The 21,307-nt window shown below is 35.3% G+C and carries 15 protein-coding genes; all 15 read left to right on the top strand.

Annotated elements, in window-relative coordinates:
• Positions 1–7: 7 nt before the first annotated feature.
• The 15 genes from DFR80_RS02440 to DFR80_RS02370 all read left to right on the top strand — a co-directional run bounded on the left by DFR80_RS02440 (position 8) and on the right by DFR80_RS02370 (position 21,244).
• Positions 8–832: a carbohydrate ABC transporter permease gene (locus DFR80_RS02440; protein ID WP_076545534.1), complete on the top strand. Its 825-nt coding sequence runs from the start codon at positions 8–10 to the stop codon at positions 830–832.
• 39 nt (positions 833–871) lie between these two features.
• Positions 872–3,226 carry a glycoside hydrolase family 3 N-terminal domain-containing protein gene (locus DFR80_RS02435; protein ID WP_114489116.1) on the top strand — a complete coding sequence of 785 codons (2,355 nt, stop codon included), beginning with the start codon at positions 872–874 and terminating at the stop codon, positions 3,224–3,226.
• Between the two features lie 193 nt (positions 3,227–3,419).
• Entirely contained in the window at positions 3,420–4,454 is a 1,035-nt protein-coding gene (gene xylF, locus DFR80_RS02430) for a D-xylose ABC transporter substrate-binding protein (RefSeq protein ID WP_076545536.1), read from the top strand.
• A gap of 61 nt (positions 4,455–4,515) precedes the next feature.
• On the top strand, positions 4,516–6,045 hold the full coding sequence (locus DFR80_RS02425; protein WP_114489115.1) for a xylose ABC transporter ATP-binding protein: 1,530 nt from the start codon (positions 4,516–4,518) through the stop codon (positions 6,043–6,045).
• A complete protein-coding gene (locus DFR80_RS02420) occupies positions 6,038–7,180 on the top strand; it encodes a sugar ABC transporter permease (protein WP_076545538.1) in 1,143 nt (380 codons plus the stop codon). Before DFR80_RS02425 ends, DFR80_RS02420 begins: the two co-directional genes overlap by 8 nt.
• Before the next feature lie 151 nt (positions 7,181–7,331).
• Complete coding sequence (gene xylA, locus DFR80_RS02415) at positions 7,332–8,651, top strand: xylose isomerase (protein WP_114489114.1); 1,320 nt, start codon at positions 7,332–7,334, stop codon at positions 8,649–8,651.
• Positions 8,652–8,843: 192 nt separating this feature from the next.
• Positions 8,844–9,839 carry a LacI family DNA-binding transcriptional regulator gene (locus DFR80_RS02410; RefSeq protein ID WP_114489113.1) on the top strand — a complete coding sequence of 332 codons (996 nt, stop codon included), beginning with the start codon at positions 8,844–8,846 and terminating at the stop codon, positions 9,837–9,839.
• Between the two features lie 103 nt (positions 9,840–9,942).
• The gene (locus DFR80_RS02405) at positions 9,943–11,064 is read left to right on the top strand and encodes a glycosyl hydrolase family 8 (RefSeq protein ID WP_076545541.1); all 1,122 of its coding nucleotides are present in this window, start codon (positions 9,943–9,945) and stop codon (positions 11,062–11,064) included.
• Positions 11,065–11,141: 77 nt separating this feature from the next.
• Entirely contained in the window at positions 11,142–12,758 is a 1,617-nt protein-coding gene (locus DFR80_RS02400) for an extracellular solute-binding protein (protein WP_076545542.1), read from the top strand.
• Between the two features lie 114 nt (positions 12,759–12,872).
• Positions 12,873–13,796 (top strand): sugar ABC transporter permease, encoded by a 924-nt coding sequence (locus tag DFR80_RS02395; protein WP_076545543.1) that lies wholly within the window; start codon positions 12,873–12,875, stop codon positions 13,794–13,796.
• A gap of 19 nt (positions 13,797–13,815) precedes the next feature.
• Positions 13,816–14,715, top strand: a complete 900-nt coding sequence (locus DFR80_RS02390) for a carbohydrate ABC transporter permease (RefSeq protein ID WP_114489112.1) — start codon at positions 13,816–13,818, stop codon at positions 14,713–14,715.
• Between the two features lie 154 nt (positions 14,716–14,869).
• Complete coding sequence (locus DFR80_RS02385) at positions 14,870–17,494, top strand: endo-1,4-beta-xylanase (RefSeq protein WP_114489111.1); 2,625 nt, start codon at positions 14,870–14,872, stop codon at positions 17,492–17,494.
• 101 nt (positions 17,495–17,595) lie between these two features.
• Positions 17,596–18,540, top strand: a complete 945-nt coding sequence (locus DFR80_RS02380; RefSeq protein ID WP_114489110.1) for an aldo/keto reductase — start codon at positions 17,596–17,598, stop codon at positions 18,538–18,540.
• 68 nt (positions 18,541–18,608) lie between these two features.
• The gene (locus DFR80_RS02375) at positions 18,609–20,486 is read left to right on the top strand and encodes a sialate O-acetylesterase (protein ID WP_114489109.1); all 1,878 of its coding nucleotides are present in this window, start codon (positions 18,609–18,611) and stop codon (positions 20,484–20,486) included.
• A 74-nt stretch (positions 20,487–20,560) separates the two neighbouring features.
• On the top strand, positions 20,561–21,244 hold the full coding sequence (locus DFR80_RS02370) for a GntR family transcriptional regulator (protein WP_114489108.1): 684 nt from the start codon (positions 20,561–20,563) through the stop codon (positions 21,242–21,244).
• Positions 21,245–21,307 lie beyond the last annotated feature (63 nt).

Raw genomic sequence — 21,307 nt, 5'->3', positions numbered from 1 at the left:
AGTGATTATGATTAATAAATTAAAACAGTTAGTTATTTATATATTTTTGTCAGTCTGGCTGCTGATTACAGGATATCCACTTGTTTTTTTGGTCCAGAACAGTTTTAAAATCAGAATGGAATTTTTTCGCAATCCAGTCTGGTCTCTGCCAGAAAAATTTACCTGGCAAAATTATATTGAGGTAATGAAATCAGGGTTCTATATTTACTTTATCAACAGTATTATAGTCTGTTTTATTTCAGTTGCAATTATTATTATAGTTTCTGCTCTGGCCAGTTACGCAATTTCCAGAATAGATTTCAAATTTAATAAAATTGTTTATATTTTATTTCTGGCAGGAATGATGATTCCAATTCATTCAACCTTAATTCCTATTTATAAGATAACACTTTCAATGGGATTATATGATAAACTTTCAGCTTTAATTGGCCCCTATGTTGCTTTTAGTCTTCCAATTTCGGTTTTTATTTTGACCGGATTTATCAATGATATTCCTTATGAACTGGAGGAAGCAGCGATTATAGATGGAGCCAGCAGGTTTAGAATTTTTAGGGATATAATTTTACCACTGGTTAAACCGGCAATTGCTACAGTTGCAATTTATAATCTCACACTGCTCTGGAACCAATTTGCCTATGCTCTTGTCTTAACTTCAAGTCCGAGCAAAAGAATTTTAACTCTCGGTTTATTTGAATTTCAGGGACAGCACGGTATTAATATTCCTTTAACTTTGACAGCTTTATTTCTTTCTGTATTACCCTTGATTCTGCTCTATGTTTTTCTACAGGAACATATTATTAAAGGAATGACAGCTGGTGCTTTAAAAGGATAAAAATAAAATATTATTAAGATAAAGAAGGAGAGATAATTAATGACGGAATTTAATTTAGATGACTATTCGCTGGAAGAAAAAGTAAATAAATTACTGGCTGAAATGACTTTAGAAGAAAAAGTTGCTCAGCTTGGTTCAATAGGACCGGATAAAATTTTAGAAAATGGCAGGTTCTCAGAAGAAAAAGCAGCTAAATATCTAAAAGATGGTATCGGTCAGATTACAAGAATAGCAGGTGCAAGTGCACTGGAACCAGAAGCTGCAGCTGAGGCGGCAAATAAGATGCAGAAATATATTGCTGAAAATACTCGTCTTGGTATTCCAGCAATTGTCCATGAAGAATGTTTGAGCGGCTATATGGGTAAAGGTGGAACTACTTTTCCTCAGTCAATAGGTGTCGCCAGCAGCTGGGAGCCGGAGTTACTGGAAAGACAGACTGATGTGATTAGAAAACAGCTGCGTTCAATTGGAGCTCATCTGGCTTTATCTCCGGTTGCTGATGTGGCAAGAGATTTACGCTGGGGTAGAGTGGAGGAAACATTTGGTGAAGATCCCTATCTGGCTGCGGAAATGGTAACATCCTATGTTAAAGGGCTGCAGGGAGATAAATTATCCGAAGGAATTGTAGCAACTTTAAAACACTTTGCCGGCCACAGCTATTCTGAAGGTGGACGCAACCATGCACCGGTAAATCTTTCTGAGCGTGAACTTAGAGAGAGCTTTTTATTCCCTTTTGAAGCAGCAATTAAAACTGTCGGTGCTGGTTCAGTAATGAATGCCTATCATGATATTGATGGAGTTCCCTGTGCCTCCTCAAGAGAGTTATTAACAAATATTTTACGAGGAGAATGGGGTTTTGACGGTGTAGTAGTTTCTGATTATTGGAGTATTAAAATGCTTTATAAAGAACATAAAGTAGCAGCTTCGATGCAGGAAGCAGGAATAAAGGCCTTAGAGGCAGGTTTAGATATAGAGCTGCCGGAAGCTGAATGCTATGGGCAAAAATTAGTTGATGCGGTTAATGAAGGACTGATTTCTGAGTCAGTAATTGACCAGTCTGTCAGACGACATCTCCGCTATAAATTTAAGGTTAATGCTTTTGATCAGCGCTATGTTGATCTTGATAAAATTGCTGATCTTTTTGAAACTGCTGAGCAGAGAGAACTGGCCCGGGAATCAGCCCGTAAATCTATGGTCTTACTGAAAAATGAAAATGACTTACTACCTCTAGCTAAAGATTTATCATCACTTGCTGTAATCGGACCTTCTGCAGACAGCACCCGTAATTTGCTTGGGGATTACGCCTACAGCGCCCATGTGGACAGTAAAGAAGATGCAGTTGAGGTTATCAGTATCTTAGCTGGAATCAGGTCTAAAATATCAGAAGAGACAAAAATTAATTATGCAGCTGGCTGCAGTATCATGGATCAGAATAGAGATGGCTTTGCTGAAGCTGTTATGGCAGCTAAGGAATCAGAGGTTGCTCTGGTTGTCGTTGGCGGTAAATCAGGTCTTTCCGGTATGGGAGAAAATGAAAACAGTGATGATGATGTAGTCGACTTTGAAGGTGGAGAATTTTTAAGTGAACTTCAGAATACAACTGATACTACAGGAGAACATCATGACCGCACATCTCTGGATCTGCCGGGAGTACAGGAAGAATTGATTAAAGAAATTGTTAAGACAGGCACACCAGTTGTGGTTGTACTTGTCAATGGTCGTCCTTTATCAATTGAATGGACAGCAGAAAATGCAGATGCAGTCTTAGAAGCCTGGTTACCGGGAGAAGAAGGTGGAAACGGGGTAGCAGATGTATTATTTGGAGAATATAATCCAGCTGGAAAACTGCCGGTTTCAATTCCTAAAAATGTTGGGCAGACTCCTATTCACTATAACCGCCGCCATATGTCACACTACCGAGATTATGTATTTACAGGCAACAGACCTCTATATCCATTTGGTTACGGTTTAAGTTATACAGATTTTGAATATTCAAATCTTAAGATTACCCCTAAAGAATTTGAGGGCAATAAAACAATTACAATTAAGGCAGATATTAAAAACACAGGTCAGCTTGCTGGAGCAGAAGTAGTACAGCTCTATATCCACGATCGAATTGCTTCTTTAACCAGACCGATTAAATCTCTTAAAGGTTTTAAAAGAGTTGAGTTAAAAGCAGGAGAGACTAAAACTGTTGAATTCAAATTAAAAACAGAACAGCTCGCATTTTATGATAAGGATATGAATCTTGTAGTTGAGCCAGGAGAATTTGAGCTAATGCTCGGCAGTTCTTCTATAGATATTAGGCTTGAAGATGTGGTTGAACTAAAAGGAGATAAGGTGGAATTGACTGCAGAAAGAGAATATTTTACAGAGGTTGAAGTAAGTAATTAAAAATAACTCTAATTTATTGCAGGAATTTTAAAAATTGTATAGAATCTATATATTAGAGACTTAATTTATAACTTAAATTAAAACTTGAATTAATTTCTAAGATTTTAGGAGGAGGGATAAATTATATTTAAAAAATGACGGTTAAGTGTAATCTGTTTTTAATTTTATCAAAAATTTAAGGGGGATTAATTTAATGCGAAAAAGTATTATTATTTCAACATTAGTAGCGGTATTATTATTTTTAGGATCTTTTGGAGTAATGGCCCAGGATGGTATTACAATTGGATTGTCAATGGATAATTTGAGACTGGAAAGATGGCAGCATGATCGTGATATTTTTGTAAATAAGGCAGAAGAAATGGGAGCAGAGGTATTAGTTCAATCTGCTAATGGAGATGACACAGTTCAATTATCACAGGCAGAAAATTTAATTACCCAGGGAATTGATGTTTTAGTAGTTGTTCCTCATAATGGTAAGGTGATGGGAAGTATAGTTAGAGAAGCCCATGCAAATAATGTACCTGTACTTGCCTATGATAGAATGTTAATGGATAGTAAAGTAGATTATTATCTCTCTTTTGATAATGTTCGTGTAGGTGAATTACAGGCAGAATTTTTAGTTGATAAACAGCCTACAGGAAATTACTTTTTACTTGGAGGTTCTCCAACCGATAATAATGCTAAACTTTTCCGTCAGGGACAGATGAATATTTTACAGCCTTATATTGATCAGGGCAAAATAAATATTGTTGGTGATCAGTGGGCAAAAGACTGGTTACCACAGGAAGCATTAGGTATTGTAGAAAATGCTCTGACAGCTAATAATAATGATATTGATGTTATTGTTGCTTCTAATGATAGTACTGCCGGTGGAGCAATTCAAGCTCTTGAAGAGCAGGGTTTAGCCGGAGAAGTTTTAGTTTCTGGTCAGGATGCTGACCTTGCGGCCTGTCAGAGAATTGTTGAAGGTACTCAAACAATGACAATTTATAAACCAATTCAGGATTTAGCTAGTAGAGGTGCAGAAATAGCAGTTAATATGGCCCAGGGTAAAGAAATAGACACAAATGGTGCAATTAATAATGGTGAATATGATGTACCATCAGTTTTATTAACACCGATTCAGGTTCATAAAGGGAATATGGTGGATACAGTTATAGAAGATGGATTCCACGAAATGGAAGAAGTATATAAAAATGTACCAAAATCTGAATGGCCTGAACAGTAATCTTAAAAAAGGGGCGATTATTTGCCCCTTTTTCTTTTCTTAATGAAAGGAGTTGAACAATTTGGAAGAAGTTTTGCTGGAAACTAAGGATATCATTAAAGATTTTCCGGGTGTTAGAGCTTTAGATAAAGTATCTTTTCAGGTGAAAAGCAATCAAATTCATGCCCTCTGTGGAGAAAATGGAGCTGGTAAATCAACTTTAATTAAAGTTCTCAGCGGTGTTTATCCAAATGGAAGTTATGAAGGTCAAATTTTTATTGAAGGAGAAGAAAAAAAATTCGAAAATATTCATCAGGCTGAAGAAAATGGAATTGCTGTCATTCATCAGGAATTGACACTTTTTGAAGAAATGAATGTAGCAGAGAATATTTTTATGGGTAATGAAATTTCGCATAATGGATATATTGACTGGAATGAAATGTATGACCAAACAAACAAGTGGCTTAAAAAAATGAAACTGGAGGGAGTTAAACCAACAACTAAAGTTGGTGAGCTTGGAGTTGGTAAACAGCAGTTAATTGAAATCGCGAAAGCGCTGGCCAAAAATTCTAGACTTTTAATTCTGGATGAACCGACTGCATCTTTAACAGACAATGAAGTTGAGTTGTTAATGAAAATTTTAAGTGATTTAAAAAACGAAGGAGTTACTTGTATTTATATTTCTCATAAGTTAAATGAGGTTTTTGAGATTGCTGATTATATATCTGTTTTAAGAGATGGAGAATACATTGGCGGAGATCTGAAAGATAATTTAAACGAAAGAGAAGTAGTTAAAATGATGGTTGGCCGCTCAATTGAGCAGATGTTTCCTGATAGAAAATATAAAGCAGGTAAAGAAATTTTAAAAGTTGACAGTTTAGATTTAAAAAATTATGAAGGTGAACAAATTTTAGAAAACATTTCTTTTGAACTGGCAGAAGGAGAAATCTTAGGAATCTTTGGATTGATTGGAGCTGGGAGAACTGAAATAGCTAATACACTTTTTGGTTATCTTCCTGGTAGTAAAAAAGGGGATATATATTTAGATCAGGAAAAAGTAGATATAAAGTCGCCAAAAGAAGCTCTCCACAAAGGAATTGCGCTAATTTCGGAAGATAGAAAAAGATTTGGTATTATTCCTCCAATGAGCGTTAAAGAAAATATATCAATTTCATTTTTAGACAAATTTAAAAACCTGTTAGTTGTTGATGAAAATAAAGAGATTGCAAATGTGACTGAACTGGTTGAACAATTAAATGTTAAAACAGCATCTCTTAATACTAAAATTGTTAATTTGAGTGGAGGAAATCAGCAGAAGGCTATTTTAGCTAAAAATCTTGTTGAAACTCCTAGAGTTTTAATAATGGATGAACCAACAAGAGGAATTGATGTTGGGGCAAAACAGGAAATTTACGAATTAATGAATAAATTTGCTGAAGATAAAATGGGAATTATTATGATTTCATCTGAGCTTCCTGAAATATTAGGTATGAGCGACAGAATTTTAGTAATGCATGAAGGTAAGATTACCAAAGAATTTGATAATAGAAATAAAGATATTAGTCAAGAAGATATTATGGTTTATGCTACAGGAGGGAAAATAGATGGCTGATACGAAAAAAATTAAATTTGACTTAAGAACTTATATGATGATTATTGCCTTAGTTTCAATCTGGATTATATTTTCCTTTACAACGGGAGGAGATTTTTTAACTGCAAGAAACATTTCCAATCTATTTAGACAGTCTGTCTTTACTTCTATGTTGGCTATTGGAATGGTCATGGTCATAATAATGGGTCATATTGACCTTTCAGTTGGATCTCTGGTGGGTTTAACAGGTGGAGTAGTAGCGATTTTAGATGTCTGGCAGGGAATGAATCCTATAATGTCTATTGGTATTACGCTGTTATTAGGGCTGATTTTAGGGTTGTGGAATGGTTGGTGGACTGCTTATGGAAATGTTCCTTCATTTATTGTTACCCTTGGGGGTCTTTTAATATTTAGAGGTGTCTTAGTTGGAATAACTGGTGGAACAACTATTGGCCCAATGAGTGACCTGTTTTATTATTTTGGTAAGGGATATCTTTCAGATACAATTGGAATAATCTTTGCAGTTTTAGTAGGTTTAGCAATTATAATTATTCAGCTCAAGTCAAGAAGAGATAAATTAAAATATGATTTTGAAGTACTGCCTTTGAAGTTTGAAATTCTGAAAATAGTTGTTTCAGTTGCTTTATTAGTTACCTTTATTCTGATTTTTAATGCCTATCGGGGGATACCAATTCCCTTAATGGTTTTAACAGTTTTTCTAGCTATTTTTACATTTATAACTAATAAAACAACTTTTGGCCGCTATATTTATGCAATTGGTGGAAATAGTGATGCTGCCAAGTTATCTGGTATAGATATTAAAAAAATAACTTTAACTGTCTTTATGCTCAATGGTTTGATGGCAGCAATTGGTGGAATATTTTTGACATCTCGTTTGAGTGCTGCTTCAGTTGCAGCAGGAAATAGTGCGGAACTTGATGCTATTGCTTCCTGTGTAATTGGTGGAGCCAGTTTAGCTGGTGGTATCGGAAAAGTAGGTGGTGCTGTAGTTGGTGCCATTGTTATGGCCAGTCTTGATAATGGAATGAGTTTAATGAATGTTGAAAATTTCTGGCAGTCAATAATTAAAGGTCTAATATTAATTCTAGCTGTCTGGGTTGATATTTATACTAAAAATAAGAAATCTGCTGCTTAATAAAAAAGATTAAAAAAAAGCAGGAATTTTTTGTTCGGCCTTGAATATTATAAACTAGAGAGTTAATTTAAAACTTAAATTAATACTTGAATTAATATTGATGTTAATGTTTCAGACTTATATTTTCTTACAAAATGGAGGTAATCAAATTATGAAAAATGTTTTTAAAGATTTTAAAAAGGTAAAATATGAAGGACCAGAATCAGATAATCCAATGGCATTTAAGTATTATAACCCGGAAGAAAAAATTGCGGGCAAAACAATGGAAGAACACTTAAGATTCTCAATCGCTTACTGGCATACATTTGCGGATACAGGTGAAGATCCATTTGGTGCTGGGACCAGAGTTTACCCTTGGGCAGATATTAGTGATCCTTTAGAAAGAGCAAAGGCCAAAGTTGAAGGAGCCTTTACCTTTATGGATAAGCTGGGAGCTCCATATTTCTGCTTCCATGATCGTGATGTAGCTCCTGAAGGAAAAACAGTTGCTGAAAGCTACAAAAATTTAGATACTATCGTTGATTTAATTGAAGAGAAGATGAACGAAACAGGTATAAAGCTGCTCTGGGGAACAGCTAATATGTTTACCAATCCTCGTTTTATGAATGGTGCTTCTACTTCTCCTAATGCAGATGTATTTGCCTTTGCTGCCGCTCAGGTTAAAAAGGCTATGGAAGTAACCAAAAAACTTGGTGGTCAAAACTATGTATTCTGGGGTGGTCGTGAAGGTTATGAAACACTTTTAAATACAAATATGGCCCTGGAACAAGATAATTTGGCCCGTTTTTTAGAAATGGCTGTAGAATATAAAGAAAAAATTGGTTTTGATGGTCAGCTATTGATTGAACCAAAACCCAAAGAGCCAACTAAGCATCAGTATGATTTTGATGCAGCAAATGTGATTGCCTTCTTAAGAAAATATGATTTAGATGAGCACTTTAAAGTTAATCTGGAGGCAAATCATGCAACCCTGGCTGGACATACCTTTGAGCATGAGCTTCACTATGCTAGAATTAATGATATGCTGGGAAGTGTAGATGCAAATCAGGGTGATTTATTACTCGGCTGGGATACAGACCAGTTCCCAACTAATATTTATACAACAACTCTTGCTATGTATGAAATACTTAAAAATAATGGTCTGGGTAAAGGGGGCCTCAATTTTGATGCTAAAGTTCGCCGTCCTTCCTTCAAAATGAAAGATTTATTCTATGGTCATATTGCTGGAATGGATGCCTTTGCTAAGGGCTTAAAAATTGCCAATAAATTATTAGAAGATAAAGTATTAGAAGATTTTGTGGCTGAAAGATATGCAAGTTATGAAAGTGGAATTGGTAAGAAGATTGTAAATAAAGAGGTTGGTCTGGAAGAATTAGCTGAATACGCTATTGAACTTGGTGAAGTTGAAAATTATTCCGGACATCAGGAAATGCTGGAAGCGAAACTGAATCAGTATATTTTAAATAATTAAATATAAATATTTACCTGCTAAAAGCTGAGTGGACGGTTATTTAATCGTCCACTCCCAATTAAGTTTATTTCTAAAAAAATAAACTAAGATTCAAAAAATTTTAAATATCAAGAAAATATTTATCATTTCCTATTGAAATCTGATAATTTTTTTAGTATAATTAAATAAACCGGTTTCGAAGGAAGTGACAAAATGGTTACAATCAATGATATTGCCAAAAAGGCAAAAGTGTCTAAGTCAACAGTTTCTAAAGTAATTAATAATTACTCAGGTGTTGGTGATGATACTAAAGAAAAAGTTTTAAAAATCATGAAAGAAAATAACTACTGGCCCAATTCAGTGGCCAGAAGTCTCTCAACAAAAAAATCGTACACAATTGGTATATTTGGTCCTCAAATTTTAAATAACTTCTTCTTTAGAGAAGTTTTTGAAGGTATAGAGGCTGTAATGGGAGATAAGGGTTATGATCTTTTATATTTTACCAATAAACAGTGGGATGAATCCTGGGTTGACTACAGCTATAAAGAAAAATGTGAAAACAGAAATGTTGATGGCGTAATAATGATGGGTTATGGTAAGGTTAATATAGCTCAGTTTGATCGGCTTTTAAAATCGGATATACCATCTGTTTTTATTGACCTGGATTTGGTTGGTTCTAATACTTCCTATGTAACTTCTGATAATACCGGTGGAGCCCGAAAAGCGGTAGAATATCTAGCTGAATTAGGTCATAAAAAAATTGCAATGATTAGGGGATTAAATGGTTTTAAAGTTTCTACAGATAGATTTGTTGGTTTTCAGCAGGCTATCAAAGCTCTCAATCTCCCCTATAATTCAGAATGGATGTTTGACGGCGATTATAGTATGGAAACCGGCTATCAATCAATGAAAAGAATTCTTAATTTAGATGAAAAGCCAACTGCTGTATTTGCAGAGGATTTAATTGCTATTGGTGCAATTAAAGCTATTCGCCAGGCAGGTTTAAATGTACCAGATGATTACTCAATTATTGGTTTTGATAGCATAGAGATAGGAAGACATTATCATCTGACTACTATTGCTCAGGATCAGATTGGTTTAGGAGAAGCTGCCTCAAAACTTCTTTTAAATATTATTAATAAGAAATCATTTTCGCCAATCATTTTACCGACTAGACTGATTATTGGAGAGACATGCAGAAAGGTATAATAATTTTTAGATAAATATAAACCGGTTTCTAAATAAAAATTAGGTATATTTTTTTAATATTCAAATTTTAAACCGGTTTCTAAAAGGTAAAGGAGGAAACTATTTGGAAGAAAAGGGTGCTTTTTATTCCGGTGATTATCAGAATTTACTGAAGCAATATGGTTATAGTGAAAAAGAAATTGAAGTTAAGATCAATAAGACCTGGGATTCTCTATTTTTTGCTGATGATTTAAAATTTTATCATCAAACTGACGAAAATATGGCCTATATTACTGATACAGGTAATAACGATGTTAGAACTGAAGGTATGTCTTATGGGATGATGGCAGCAGTGCAGCTGGATAAAAAAGAAGTTTTTGATAGACTCTGGCGTTGGACCAAAAAATATATGTATCAGACAGCTGGCAAATATAAGGGATATTTTGCCTGGTCCTGTGATCTTAAAGGAAATAAAAATTCTCAGGGACCTGCTCCAGATGGGGAAGAGTATTTTGCAATGGCATTACTTTTTGCATCGAGAAGATGGGGAGATGGCAAAGGAGATTTAAACTATTCAAAACAGGCAAAAGAAATTTTGCATGAGGTTATTCATAAAGGAGAGAATTCGCCTGGTGATCCGATGTGGAATTCGGATAATTATTTAATTAAGTTTATTCCGGAAGTCGAGTTTTCAGATCCATCCTATCATTTGCCACATTTTTATGAACTTTTTGCTCAATGGGGAAATGAAGAAGATCGAATTTTTTGGGAAAAGGCTGCTAAAGCAAGTCGTAATTATTTAAAGCAATCTTGTCATTTAGAAACCGGTTTATCAGCGGAATATGCGGAATATGACGGATCACCTCGTTTTGAAGAGGGCCATGGAGATTTTTACAGTGATGCTTATCGAGTTGCTTTTAATATTGGAGTTGATTCACTCTGGTTCAATAAGGATCCCTGGCAGAGGAAGGAAGCTTATAATCTGCAGAAGTTCTTTTTTGATAAAGATGAATATACAAAATACTCTATAGATGGTAAAGAACTGGAAAAACCAGATTACTTACATTATCTGGGCCTTAAAGCTGCCAATGCTGCAGTATCACTGGCTGGAAAAAATAAATTTACAGAAAAATATATAAAAGACTTCTGGGAAGCTGAGCTGAGAAGAGATGAGCGCCGCTATTATGATAATTTTCTGTATTTATTTGCTTTACTTGCATTGAGCGGTAATTTTAAAATTTATTAGTACAAATGATTCTTAATTTTCGGATAAAATTGATTCAATTTTATCAATATACATCAAAATTATAAGGAGGGTTTATTTTGAAGAAGGGTTTAAGTATTTTAATTTTAATGTTGGTTCTGGCTTTAGCTTTTACCACTGTAACAGCAGCTCAGGATGATCTAAAGGAATTTGATGTTTTTATTTCTGTTTCCTTACCTGATTATTCTGGCTCATCCATTGTTGGTGACATAATCCAAAAAGAGACAGGAGTTAAATTAAACAGAGAGTATCTTGTTGGAGATTTAGAGCAAAAAGTTGGTTTAATGATTGCCAGTCAGGATTATCCTGATATGCTAGTAGCAGCTCATTTTACTGACAAATTTGTTGAGGCTGGTGCTTTAATTCCTCTTGAGGATTTAATTGATAAACATGCACCAAACATTAAGAAATATTATTCCAAGCATTTGGATGCCTTAAGAAAAGACGATGGACATATCTATTATCTCCCTCAATTAGCTATTCCTTTTGAACCAGCAGAAAGGAGATATCCATCAGTAGGATTTTTCATTAACAAAAGAGTACTGGAAGCAAATGATTACCCGGTAATTAAATCATTTGATCAGTATTTTGAGTTAATTGAGAATTATCAGAAAGAACATCCTGAGTATAAGGGACAAAAAACAATTGGATATACAACTTTATTTGATGGCTGGCGAAGATTTGCTACTACCAATGGTCCGATGCACTTAATGGGTTATCCAAATGAAGGTGGATTTGTACCTGTTAAAGAAGGTGGCGAATATGTAGTCCGTCCCTATTATGGCAGTAATGTAGAAAAATATTATTATAAAAAATTAAATGAAATGTATAATAAAGGTGTTGTAGATAAAGAAGCCTTTGTTTCTAATTTTGATCAGTATTTAGAAAAGATAAGTTCTGGCCGAGTTTTAGGAACAATTAACCAGTACTGGCAGGTTCAGCAGGCTCAAGAAGTTTTAATTAATGAAGATCCAGACAGCATTATGGTGCCTTTCCCTGTAACTTATGATCCAATTGTTGAAGAACATGTAAGAGACAAACCATATGTTCAGACTACACAGGGTATGGGAATTACAACAGCCTGTGAAGATCCAGTAGCAGCTATTAAATATCTAGATTACCTTGTTAGTTTGGATACACAGCGCTTAATTCAGTGGGGTATTGAAGGTGAACATTATCAGGTAGATGAAGATGGCATGTTCTACAGAACTGAAGAGCAACTGAAAATGTTCCAGGATCCAACCTGGGTTAGAGATGTATTTGGACGTCATTATTTCTATAATGCCTTTCCAAGTTTAACTGGTCTTGGTCCTGATGGAAACAGTTTTATGCCTAGCAGACAGCCCAGTGCAATTTATGCAAATAGTTCGGAAGCCGAAAAAGAGGTAATGGATGCCTATGGTGTTAAATCATTTACTGGTCTTTATAATAAGCCATTTGAAGACAGAAAGTATTTCCCACTCTGGACAATTACCTTACCTACAAACTCTAAAGCACAGATTGAATCAACAAGAATGACCGATGCTTTAGTGCAGCATATTCCGACTCTGGTAATGGATTCAACAGAGAAATTTGAAACTAACTGGGATGCCTATACTAAGCAGATTAACGGTCTAATGGATGCCCAAATTGAGCACTATCAAAAACAAATTGATTGGAGAATGGAGAACTGGTAAAACTAGTTTATAATCCTATCATTAATAATCGGAGCAGGGAGTTAAACTTCCTGCTCCTAAATAAAAATTTTCTTATTTTTGTTTAATTAGCTATTTCTTTAAGGAGGAATATTTGTGAAGAAAAGTGGAGATACTTTCTGGCAGAAACTCTGGAAGCAGAAAGCTTTAGTTTTAATGTCACTTCCATTTATAATTTATGTTATCATTTTTAAATATGTACCATTATGGGGCTGGTTAATGGCCTTTCAGAACTATTGGCCTGGAAATTCATTTTTCAATCAGACCTGGGTTGGTTTAGAAAACTTTAGATTATTATTAACTGATCCTGTATTTTTTGAGGTATTAAGAAATACTCTTGCTATGAGCTTGATTAAGCTTTTATCAGGAATGTTTTTTTCAATTTTACTGGCGCTGGTTTTAAATGAAGTTCGTTTTGCTAAATTCAAAAAAATTACTCAGACTATTTCTTATTTACCCCATTTTATTTCCTGGGTTGTAGGAGCTAATCTGGTTATGAATGCTCTTTCCACTGATGGTGGAATTGTAAATGATGTTTTATTAAATCTAGGAATTATAGATTCTCCGATTATGTTTATGGGAATCCCTAAACTTTTCTGGTGGATAGTTGGTGCCTCTCATGTCTGGAAAACTGTTGGATTTGGTGCGATTTTATATCTAGCCTCGATTGTTTCAATTAGTCCCAGTTTATATGAGGCTGCAGTTATTGACGGTGCGAGTAGATTACAGCGAATTAGATATATTACTCTACCGGCTTTAAAACCTGTTATCATAATTTTATTAATTATAAATGTAGGCCGTTTAATGAATATGGGCTTTCAACAGATTTATCTGCTCAGTAATGGAAGAGTAATTGAGTACTCCAGGATTTTTAGAATCTTTGAGCTTGATTATGGATTGAAAATGATGCGTTATTCTTTTGCTACAACGGCAGGTATATTTAGAAGCTTAGTCAGTATTGTTTTAGTTTTTAGTGCCAATCAAATAGCTAAAATGATGGGAGAAGAAAGATTAATTTAAAAAGGAGGAATAGATTCTTATGCTCAGAGCAAAAAAAAGAGGCTGGGATGATATTTTATTAGATTTATTTGTTTATACATTTTTGATAGCTTTGATTATTGTAACCCTGTATCCGTTTTTAAATACATTTGCAATTTCTCTTAATGAAGGTAGAGACAGTATCAAAGGTGGGATTTATCTCTGGCCGCGTGAATTTACAACTTTTAATTATGAATCATTATTGACTGATCCTCAGATTTTCCATGCAGCAGGAGTTTCAATTGCAAGAACTGTTTTGACAACAGTTTTCGGAACTTTTTTAACCGCAATGCTGGCTTATGTAATCAGTCGTAAGGATTTTGTCTTAAGGAAATTTATCACCTTTATTTATGTCTTAACAATGTATGTTCAAGGTGGTTTGATACCAACTTACTTCCTTTACCAGCGCCTTGGATTAACCAATAACTTCTGGGTTTATGTACTGCCTGGACTGGTAGCAGCCTTTAACTTAATTATTGTTAGAACATATATCAATGGTTTACCAGAAAGTTTAATAGAATCAGCTAAAATTGATGGAGCTTCAGAGTTTACTATTTTCTTAAAAATTATTATGCCTTTAAGTAAACCTGTGCTGGCAACAATTGCAATTTTTACAGCAGTTTATCACTGGAGTGCCTGGTGGGATGTTTTTCTCTATAACTCATCCAATCCAGCCCTTTCAACCCTGCAGTATGAGTTAATGAAAGTATTAGCGAGTGCCAATTCAATGTCTGGCTCAATGCAGCAGGCTTTATCAAACTCAGCTCAAGCCGCCCAGATTACCCCACGGGCAATTAGAGCTACCATGACTATTATTGTTACTGTTCCAATAGCCGTAGTTTATCCATTTCTACAGCGGTACTTTGTTCATGGCTTAACCCTTGGTGGAGTCAAAGAGTAATAACTGCTTAAAGTTCAATATTTTCTTAACAACTTAAGAGAAAGCTTATAAGGGATATTTTAAAAATAATCTTTTAGGAGTTTTCTCTTTTTATATATAAAAATAGTGCGAAGATTATGTTAAGAAAGAATTTTAATTAAATAGGGGGAGTATAATGATTTTACAAAAGAAAAGTACAGTAAACATGATTTTATTAACAGCTTTAATAGTTATTTTTGCTACATTTTTTTCGGCTTCAGTAGCTGCCGAAGTAGTCTATCAAACTGATTTTGAAGATGGCGCTGGTAACTGGCAGCCCCGAGGTGAGGGTGTTGAGCTAGAAGTTGTTGATTCAACAGCAGTCAGTGGCAGCCAGAGTCTGCTGATTAAAGGCAGATCTCAAAATTGGAATGGACCCAGTCTGAATATTGATGAATTTGTTGAAGGAAACAAAGAATATAATTTTTCAATGATGGTTAAACTTGTGGAAGGTTCTGAGAACTCAACAATTACTTTAAGTACAGAAAATAATAAGGATGGCAGCAATTCCTGGGATAATGTTACCAGTGTTGAAGCTTCTGCCTCTGATTGGGTTGAACTGAATGGAAATTATACTATTAATTCCGGTATGGACAGAATTACCCTGTATGCGGAATCAGCTAATGCCGAATTAGAATTTTTAATTGACGATCTTGTTATTAAAAAGGAAGGTGAAATCGTGCAGAAAATGGAAGCAGATATTCCTTCTCTAAAAGCGGCTTATGCAGATCATTTTAAGATTGGAGCAGCCATTGAGCCCTATCAGCTAGAAGGAGAACATGGCAAAATTTTAAAAAAGCATTTTAACAGTCTAACTGCAGAAAATGTAATGAAACCAGAGACAGTTCAGCCAGAAGAAGGCGAATTTAATTTTACTGGTGGGGATAAGATTCGTGAATTTACTAAAGAAAATGAGATGGTAATGAGAGGTCATACCTTAGTCTGGCACAGTCAGGTTCCCGACTGGTTTTTTGAAGATGAAGAGGGAGAATTAGTTTCTAAGGAAGTTCTCTTAGATAGAATGAGAAAGCATATTGAAAAAACAATGGAGCATTATAAGGGTGATATCGATAGCTGGGATGTTGTAAATGAAGCGATTGATCCTGCTTCAACTGAAACCAATGGACTCAGAAATAGTAAGTGGTATCAAATAGCGGGAATTGATTATATTAAAGAAGCCTTCATCCATGCTAATAAAATTGACCCGGAGGCAAAACTATATATCAATGATTACAGTCTTTTATCAGATCCGGCTAAAAGAGATATTATGTACAGAGTTGTTAAAGAGCTGCTGGCAGAAGATATTCCGGTTGATGGAATTGGAATGCAGGGCCACATTAATATTGAATCACCTTCAATTGCTACAATGGAGAAGACTTTAGACAAATTTGCTTCTCTGGGAGTGGATCTCCAGATAACTGAGCTAGACCTAAGTGTCTATACAAATAATAGTCAGAGTTATGACAGCTTTAGTGAGGAGCTAGCTGTTAAGCAGGGACACCGCTACCGTGAGATTTTTAATCTCTTTAAACAGTATTCTGATTCAATTACTAATGTTACTCTCTGGGGAATTGCAGATGACCACACCTGGTTAACAGGTTTCCCGGTAGAAAGAAATAACTGGCCGCTTTTATTTGACCAGTCATTAAAAGCCAAACCAGCTTTCTGGGGAGTTGTTAATCCAGATAGACTACCTGTAATCACCAAAGAATTCGATATTTCTCAAGGAAGCCCAGAGATTGATGCTGAAAGTGATTTGATCTGGCAGAATAGCGGAGACACTTTGGATTTAGAAGAAAATGAATATCTTGGTGGAGAAGTTAAGTTGAGCTGGGATGAAAACAATATTTATCTTTATGCTCAGATTGAAGATGAGAGTAAAAATGCTGAAGATGCTCTAGAAATATTTGTAGATGAAGCAAATGCAAAAACTGCTGATTCTGAAGCAATAAAACATTACCAGATTAAAAGAAGTGGAGAATCCAATTTAAAAACTGCAGCAGTAGAAAAAGATAATTCGTATTTGATTGAAGCAGTTATACCGGTAGAAAGTCGGAATTTAAAGGTTGGAGATCAAGTTGGATTTGATCTTAAAATTAATGATGCAGAATCTGAAACCTCTATTATCTGGAATGACTTTACTAAAAAGCAGACTGAAAGTGCAGAGAATTATGGGACTTTAAATTTAAAAGAAGAACCAGTAATTACAGAAGCAGTTTACGGTCAAGCAGAAATTGATGCGGAAATGGATGAGAGCTGGGAGAAGGCCAATACAATCAAAACGGAGAAAATAATTTCCGGTGAAAATCCAGCTACTGCTGAAGTTAAGACTATGTGGGATGAAAATACTTTATACATCTTTGCAGAAGTAAAAGATTCAGCGCTCAGCCTGGCTGGTGAGCAGGTACACGAAGAGGATTCTGTTGAGATATTTGTCGACGAAAATAATGATAAAAGTACTGAATATCAGTCAGATGATACTCAGTATAGAATTAACTATTTAAATCAGCAGTCATTTAACCCAGAGCGAGAAGGCCTGAAAACAGCTACCCGAGTAACTGAAACCGGCTATATTGTCGAAGCTGCTGTTCCTTTTGTGGAAATCACTGCCGAAGAAGGTCAAATTATCGGTTTTGATTTTCAGGTAAATGATGACGGAAATGGTGATGGCACTAGAGATGGAGTAGCTATCTGGAATGATCAGAGTGGAGAAGGCTGGAGAAACATGTCCGGACTTGGAAACCTGATTTTTGTGAAATAGCTTAGTGTTGTTATAATATTCACTTGTACCCGGTCCAAAAAAGACGTTTTGGACCGGGTACAAATATGTAATATAATAGATATAAAAGGAGGGGTTTCAGCATGAAAAAAGTTCAGCTTGGAAAGACAGGGCTTCAGGTCAGTCAGATGGGTTTAGGCTGTTTATACTTTGGTGCCAGAGACAGTAAAGAGAAATCCTTTAGAAGAATGGATCAGTATCTTGCTGCTGGAGGAAACTTTTTGGACACCGCCAATATGTATTCTCACTGGATAAGTGACCAGACTCAGGGTGGAGAAAGTGAAAAAATGATCGGTAAATGGCTTAAGGAAAGAAATAATAGAGAGGATGTAATCATTGCTTCTAAAGTTGGTTTTCCCTATCCCGGCACTGAATACGGAACCAGTAAAAAACAGATAAAAGAAGAGTGTCATAAAAGTTTAGAAAGACTGGGTACTGATTATATTGACTTATATTATGCTCACACTGATGACTTCAATACTCCCCTGGAAGAAACTCTGGAAGCTTTTAATGAATTAATTACTGAGGGCAAGGTTAGAGCAATTGGAGCCAGTAATTTTAAGGCCTGGCGTCTGGAAAGAGCACGCCAGATTGCAAAGCAAAATCACTGGCAGAGTTATAGCGCTATCCAGCAGCGTTATTCCTACTTGAGGCCCAAAAGTGGCTGGGATTTTGGAGATCAGGTGGCAGCAAACCAGGATTTATTTGAATTTGTAGAAGATACAGGTATTTCTTTAGTAGCTTATTCTCCACTGCTGCAGGGAGCTTATACAAACCCGAATAAAGAATTTAAAGAGCAGTATCAGGGTCCGGATACCGATAAAAGGCTGGCAGTTTTAGATGAAATTGCTGCCGAAACAGGAGCAACCCGCAATCAGCTTGTCTATTACTGGTTGATGAATAGAAAGCCAAATGCTATTCCCCTGATTGCAGCAACTACAGATGAGCAGTTTAAAGAAGCTCTAGGCAGCCTGGAACTTGAATTAAGTGAAGATATGTTAAGAGCAATGACTGAAGCAAAATTTTAATAAATATTAAATTGGCAGGGTAGTTTTCTACCCTGCTCTTAATACATAAACTTAAGGAGTATAAATAGATGCAGAATATAAATTTAAAATTACCTTCTTTAATTAATGATGGTATGGTCTTACAGCAAAATGAAGAAATTAAAATCTGGGGCTGGACTCTGCCTCAGGAGGAAGTTAAAGTTATTTTTAAGGAAGAAGAATATCTGACAGCAGCAAATGCTGAGGGGGAATGGTCTCTGTTTTTACCGGCTCAAAAAGCTGGTGGCCCTTTTGAAATGAAAATTATTGCTGCTGCAGAAGAAATTACCGTCAGTGATATTTTAATCGGCGAAGTCTGGCTCTGTTCAGGTCAGTCAAATATGGAACTACCGATGCAGCGGGTTAAAGATCGCTATGCTGAGGAAATAGCAGCGGCAGGAAATGATCAAATTAGAGAGTTTAAACTGCCAATCACTTATAATTTTAAAGATGAAAATAAAGATATTAAGGAAGCCAGCTGGAAAAAAGTTTCTCAGAACACTATCAGCGACTTTTCAGCTTTAGCTTATTTCTTTGCCAAAAAGTTAAATAAAAAATATGAAGTTCCAGTGGGCATTTTAAATGCAAGTGTAGGTGGTTCACCTGTTGAAGCCTGGATGAGCAGAAAGTCACTGGCAGAATATCCGGAATATTTAAAAGTAGCAGCTGAATTTGCTCAGCCAGAAAAGATTAAAGAAGCAGAAGCACATAATCTTGAGGTTAATAAAGAATGGGCTAAATTAGTTTATGAAAATGATAGGGGCTTAAATAACAAGCCACCATATTTTGACCCGGATTATAATGACTCTGACTGGCAGACAGTTAGGATTCCAACTAAATTTGACCGGCTCAACTTTGCCAACAAAAATGGTGTTGTCTGGTTTAGAAAAGAAATTGAATTGATTAAAGCTGAGGCAGAAAATGAAGCTCGACTCTGGCTGGGGAGGATTGTAGATGCAGATACAGCCTATGTTAATGGTAAAAGAGTAGGAGCAGTAACCTACAAATATCCCCCCCGCAAATATAAGCTTAAAAAAGGGGTTTTAAAGGCTGGCAAGAATTTAATAGCAGTCAGAGTTGTTGTTAATGACGGTCAGGGAGAATTTGTAGCCGATAAACCATATAAGCTTTTTATCGGAGAGAATGAAATAGATCTGAAGGGTGAATGGAAATATAAAATTGCTGCTGTGATTGAAGAAGATAAAAAAGAAGAAATTTTTATTCAGTGGCAGCCTACCGGTTTATTTAATGCAATGATTGCTCCACTGCTTAATTATAAGATAAAAGGAGTCTGCTGGTATCAGGGTGAATCAAATACCGGCCGGGAAGAAGAGTATAAAGATTTATTCAAAAAAATGATTAGATTATGGCGAAAAAGATTTAATCAAGAAGAACTTCCTTTTATTTATGCCCAACTGCCAAACTTTGAGCCACCTGAGGAAAATGAAAGAGAAATCTGGGCAGCTTTCCGTAATGCACAGCGTGATGCTTTAAAGCTTGAAAATACTGCAATGACTGTTAACCTTGACTTAGGAGAGTGGAATGATCTTCATCCTCTAAATAAAAAAGATGTGGCTCACAGATTTTATTTAGCAGCCCGCAAACTGGTCTATGGAGAAGATGTGGTCTATAGTGGTCCGGAATTAAAAAAGTTAACTAAAAAAGAGAGCCAATTAATTTTGGAATTCAATAATCTTGCTGGAGGCTTAAAAGTTAAAGGTGAGCAGTTAAAGGGCTTTGAACTGGCAGCAGCAGATGAAAAATTTAAAACAGTAAAAGCAAAATTAAATAATAATCAGATTATTATCGATATTAAAGAAGTAGAGCACCCTAAATATCTCCGCTATGCCTGGAAGGATAATCCCAGCGAAGCCAATTTATATAATCAGCTAGATTTGCCAGCAGGCACTTTTTTAGAAAAGCTATAAAAATATTTGTTAATTGTTTGACAATTCTAAACTGGTATGTTAGTATTATTAATATACTGATTGGCGGTGAGTTTATGAATTTAGCTAAACATGATGAATACAAAAATTTAAATATGAAAGACTATGTCTATAATGTTTTGAAGGAAAATATTATGAACCTTTCTTTGAAGCCTGGAACACCTCTGCGCAAAAAAGAGATAGCAAAAGAGTTTGGAGTCAGCCGGACTCCAATTCGGGAAGCTTTTGTAAAGTTAAAAGAAGAAGGTTTAATTGATGTTTATCCACAGAAAGGTACTTTTGTCTCATATATAGATTTAGACAAGGTACAGGAAGCCAAATTTATGCGGGAAGCTCTAGAAATCAAAATAGTTGAACTTGCCTGTGATATTTTTCCAGAGGAAAAAATGTTTGATTTAGAAGCAAATTTACAGATTCAAAAGGTAAGTTTAAAACAAAATAATTATCAAAAACTTTTTGAATATGACAATGAGTTTCACGAGATGCTATTTGCCGGCTGCAATATGGCCAATATCTGGACAGCAATTGAACAGCTGAGTACTCATCTTAACAGAATGAGAATGCTTAGTTTGTCAGCTGACTTTAACCGATCAGATGTAATAGGAGATCACCAGCAAATTATTAATGCAATTGAGAGCAGAGATCCCAAGCAGGCTAAAAAGACGATGGAGTCTCATATCAGCCGAATTCAATTTGATCAGGAAAAATTAAAAAGAGATTATCCTGATTATTTTGTTTAAAAGATAGCTAATAGATAAACAGCTATTTTTATTGTTTACACTAACATGTTAGTATTATTAGAA

The sequence above is a fragment of the Halanaerobium sp. ST460_2HS_T2 genome, from assembly GCF_003337665.1.
GTDB lineage: Bacteria > Bacillota > Halanaerobiia > Halanaerobiales > Halanaerobiaceae > Halanaerobium > Halanaerobium kushneri.
The sequence above is the reverse complement of the archived record's forward strand: the minus strand, read 5'-3'. Positions and strand labels throughout refer to the sequence as shown.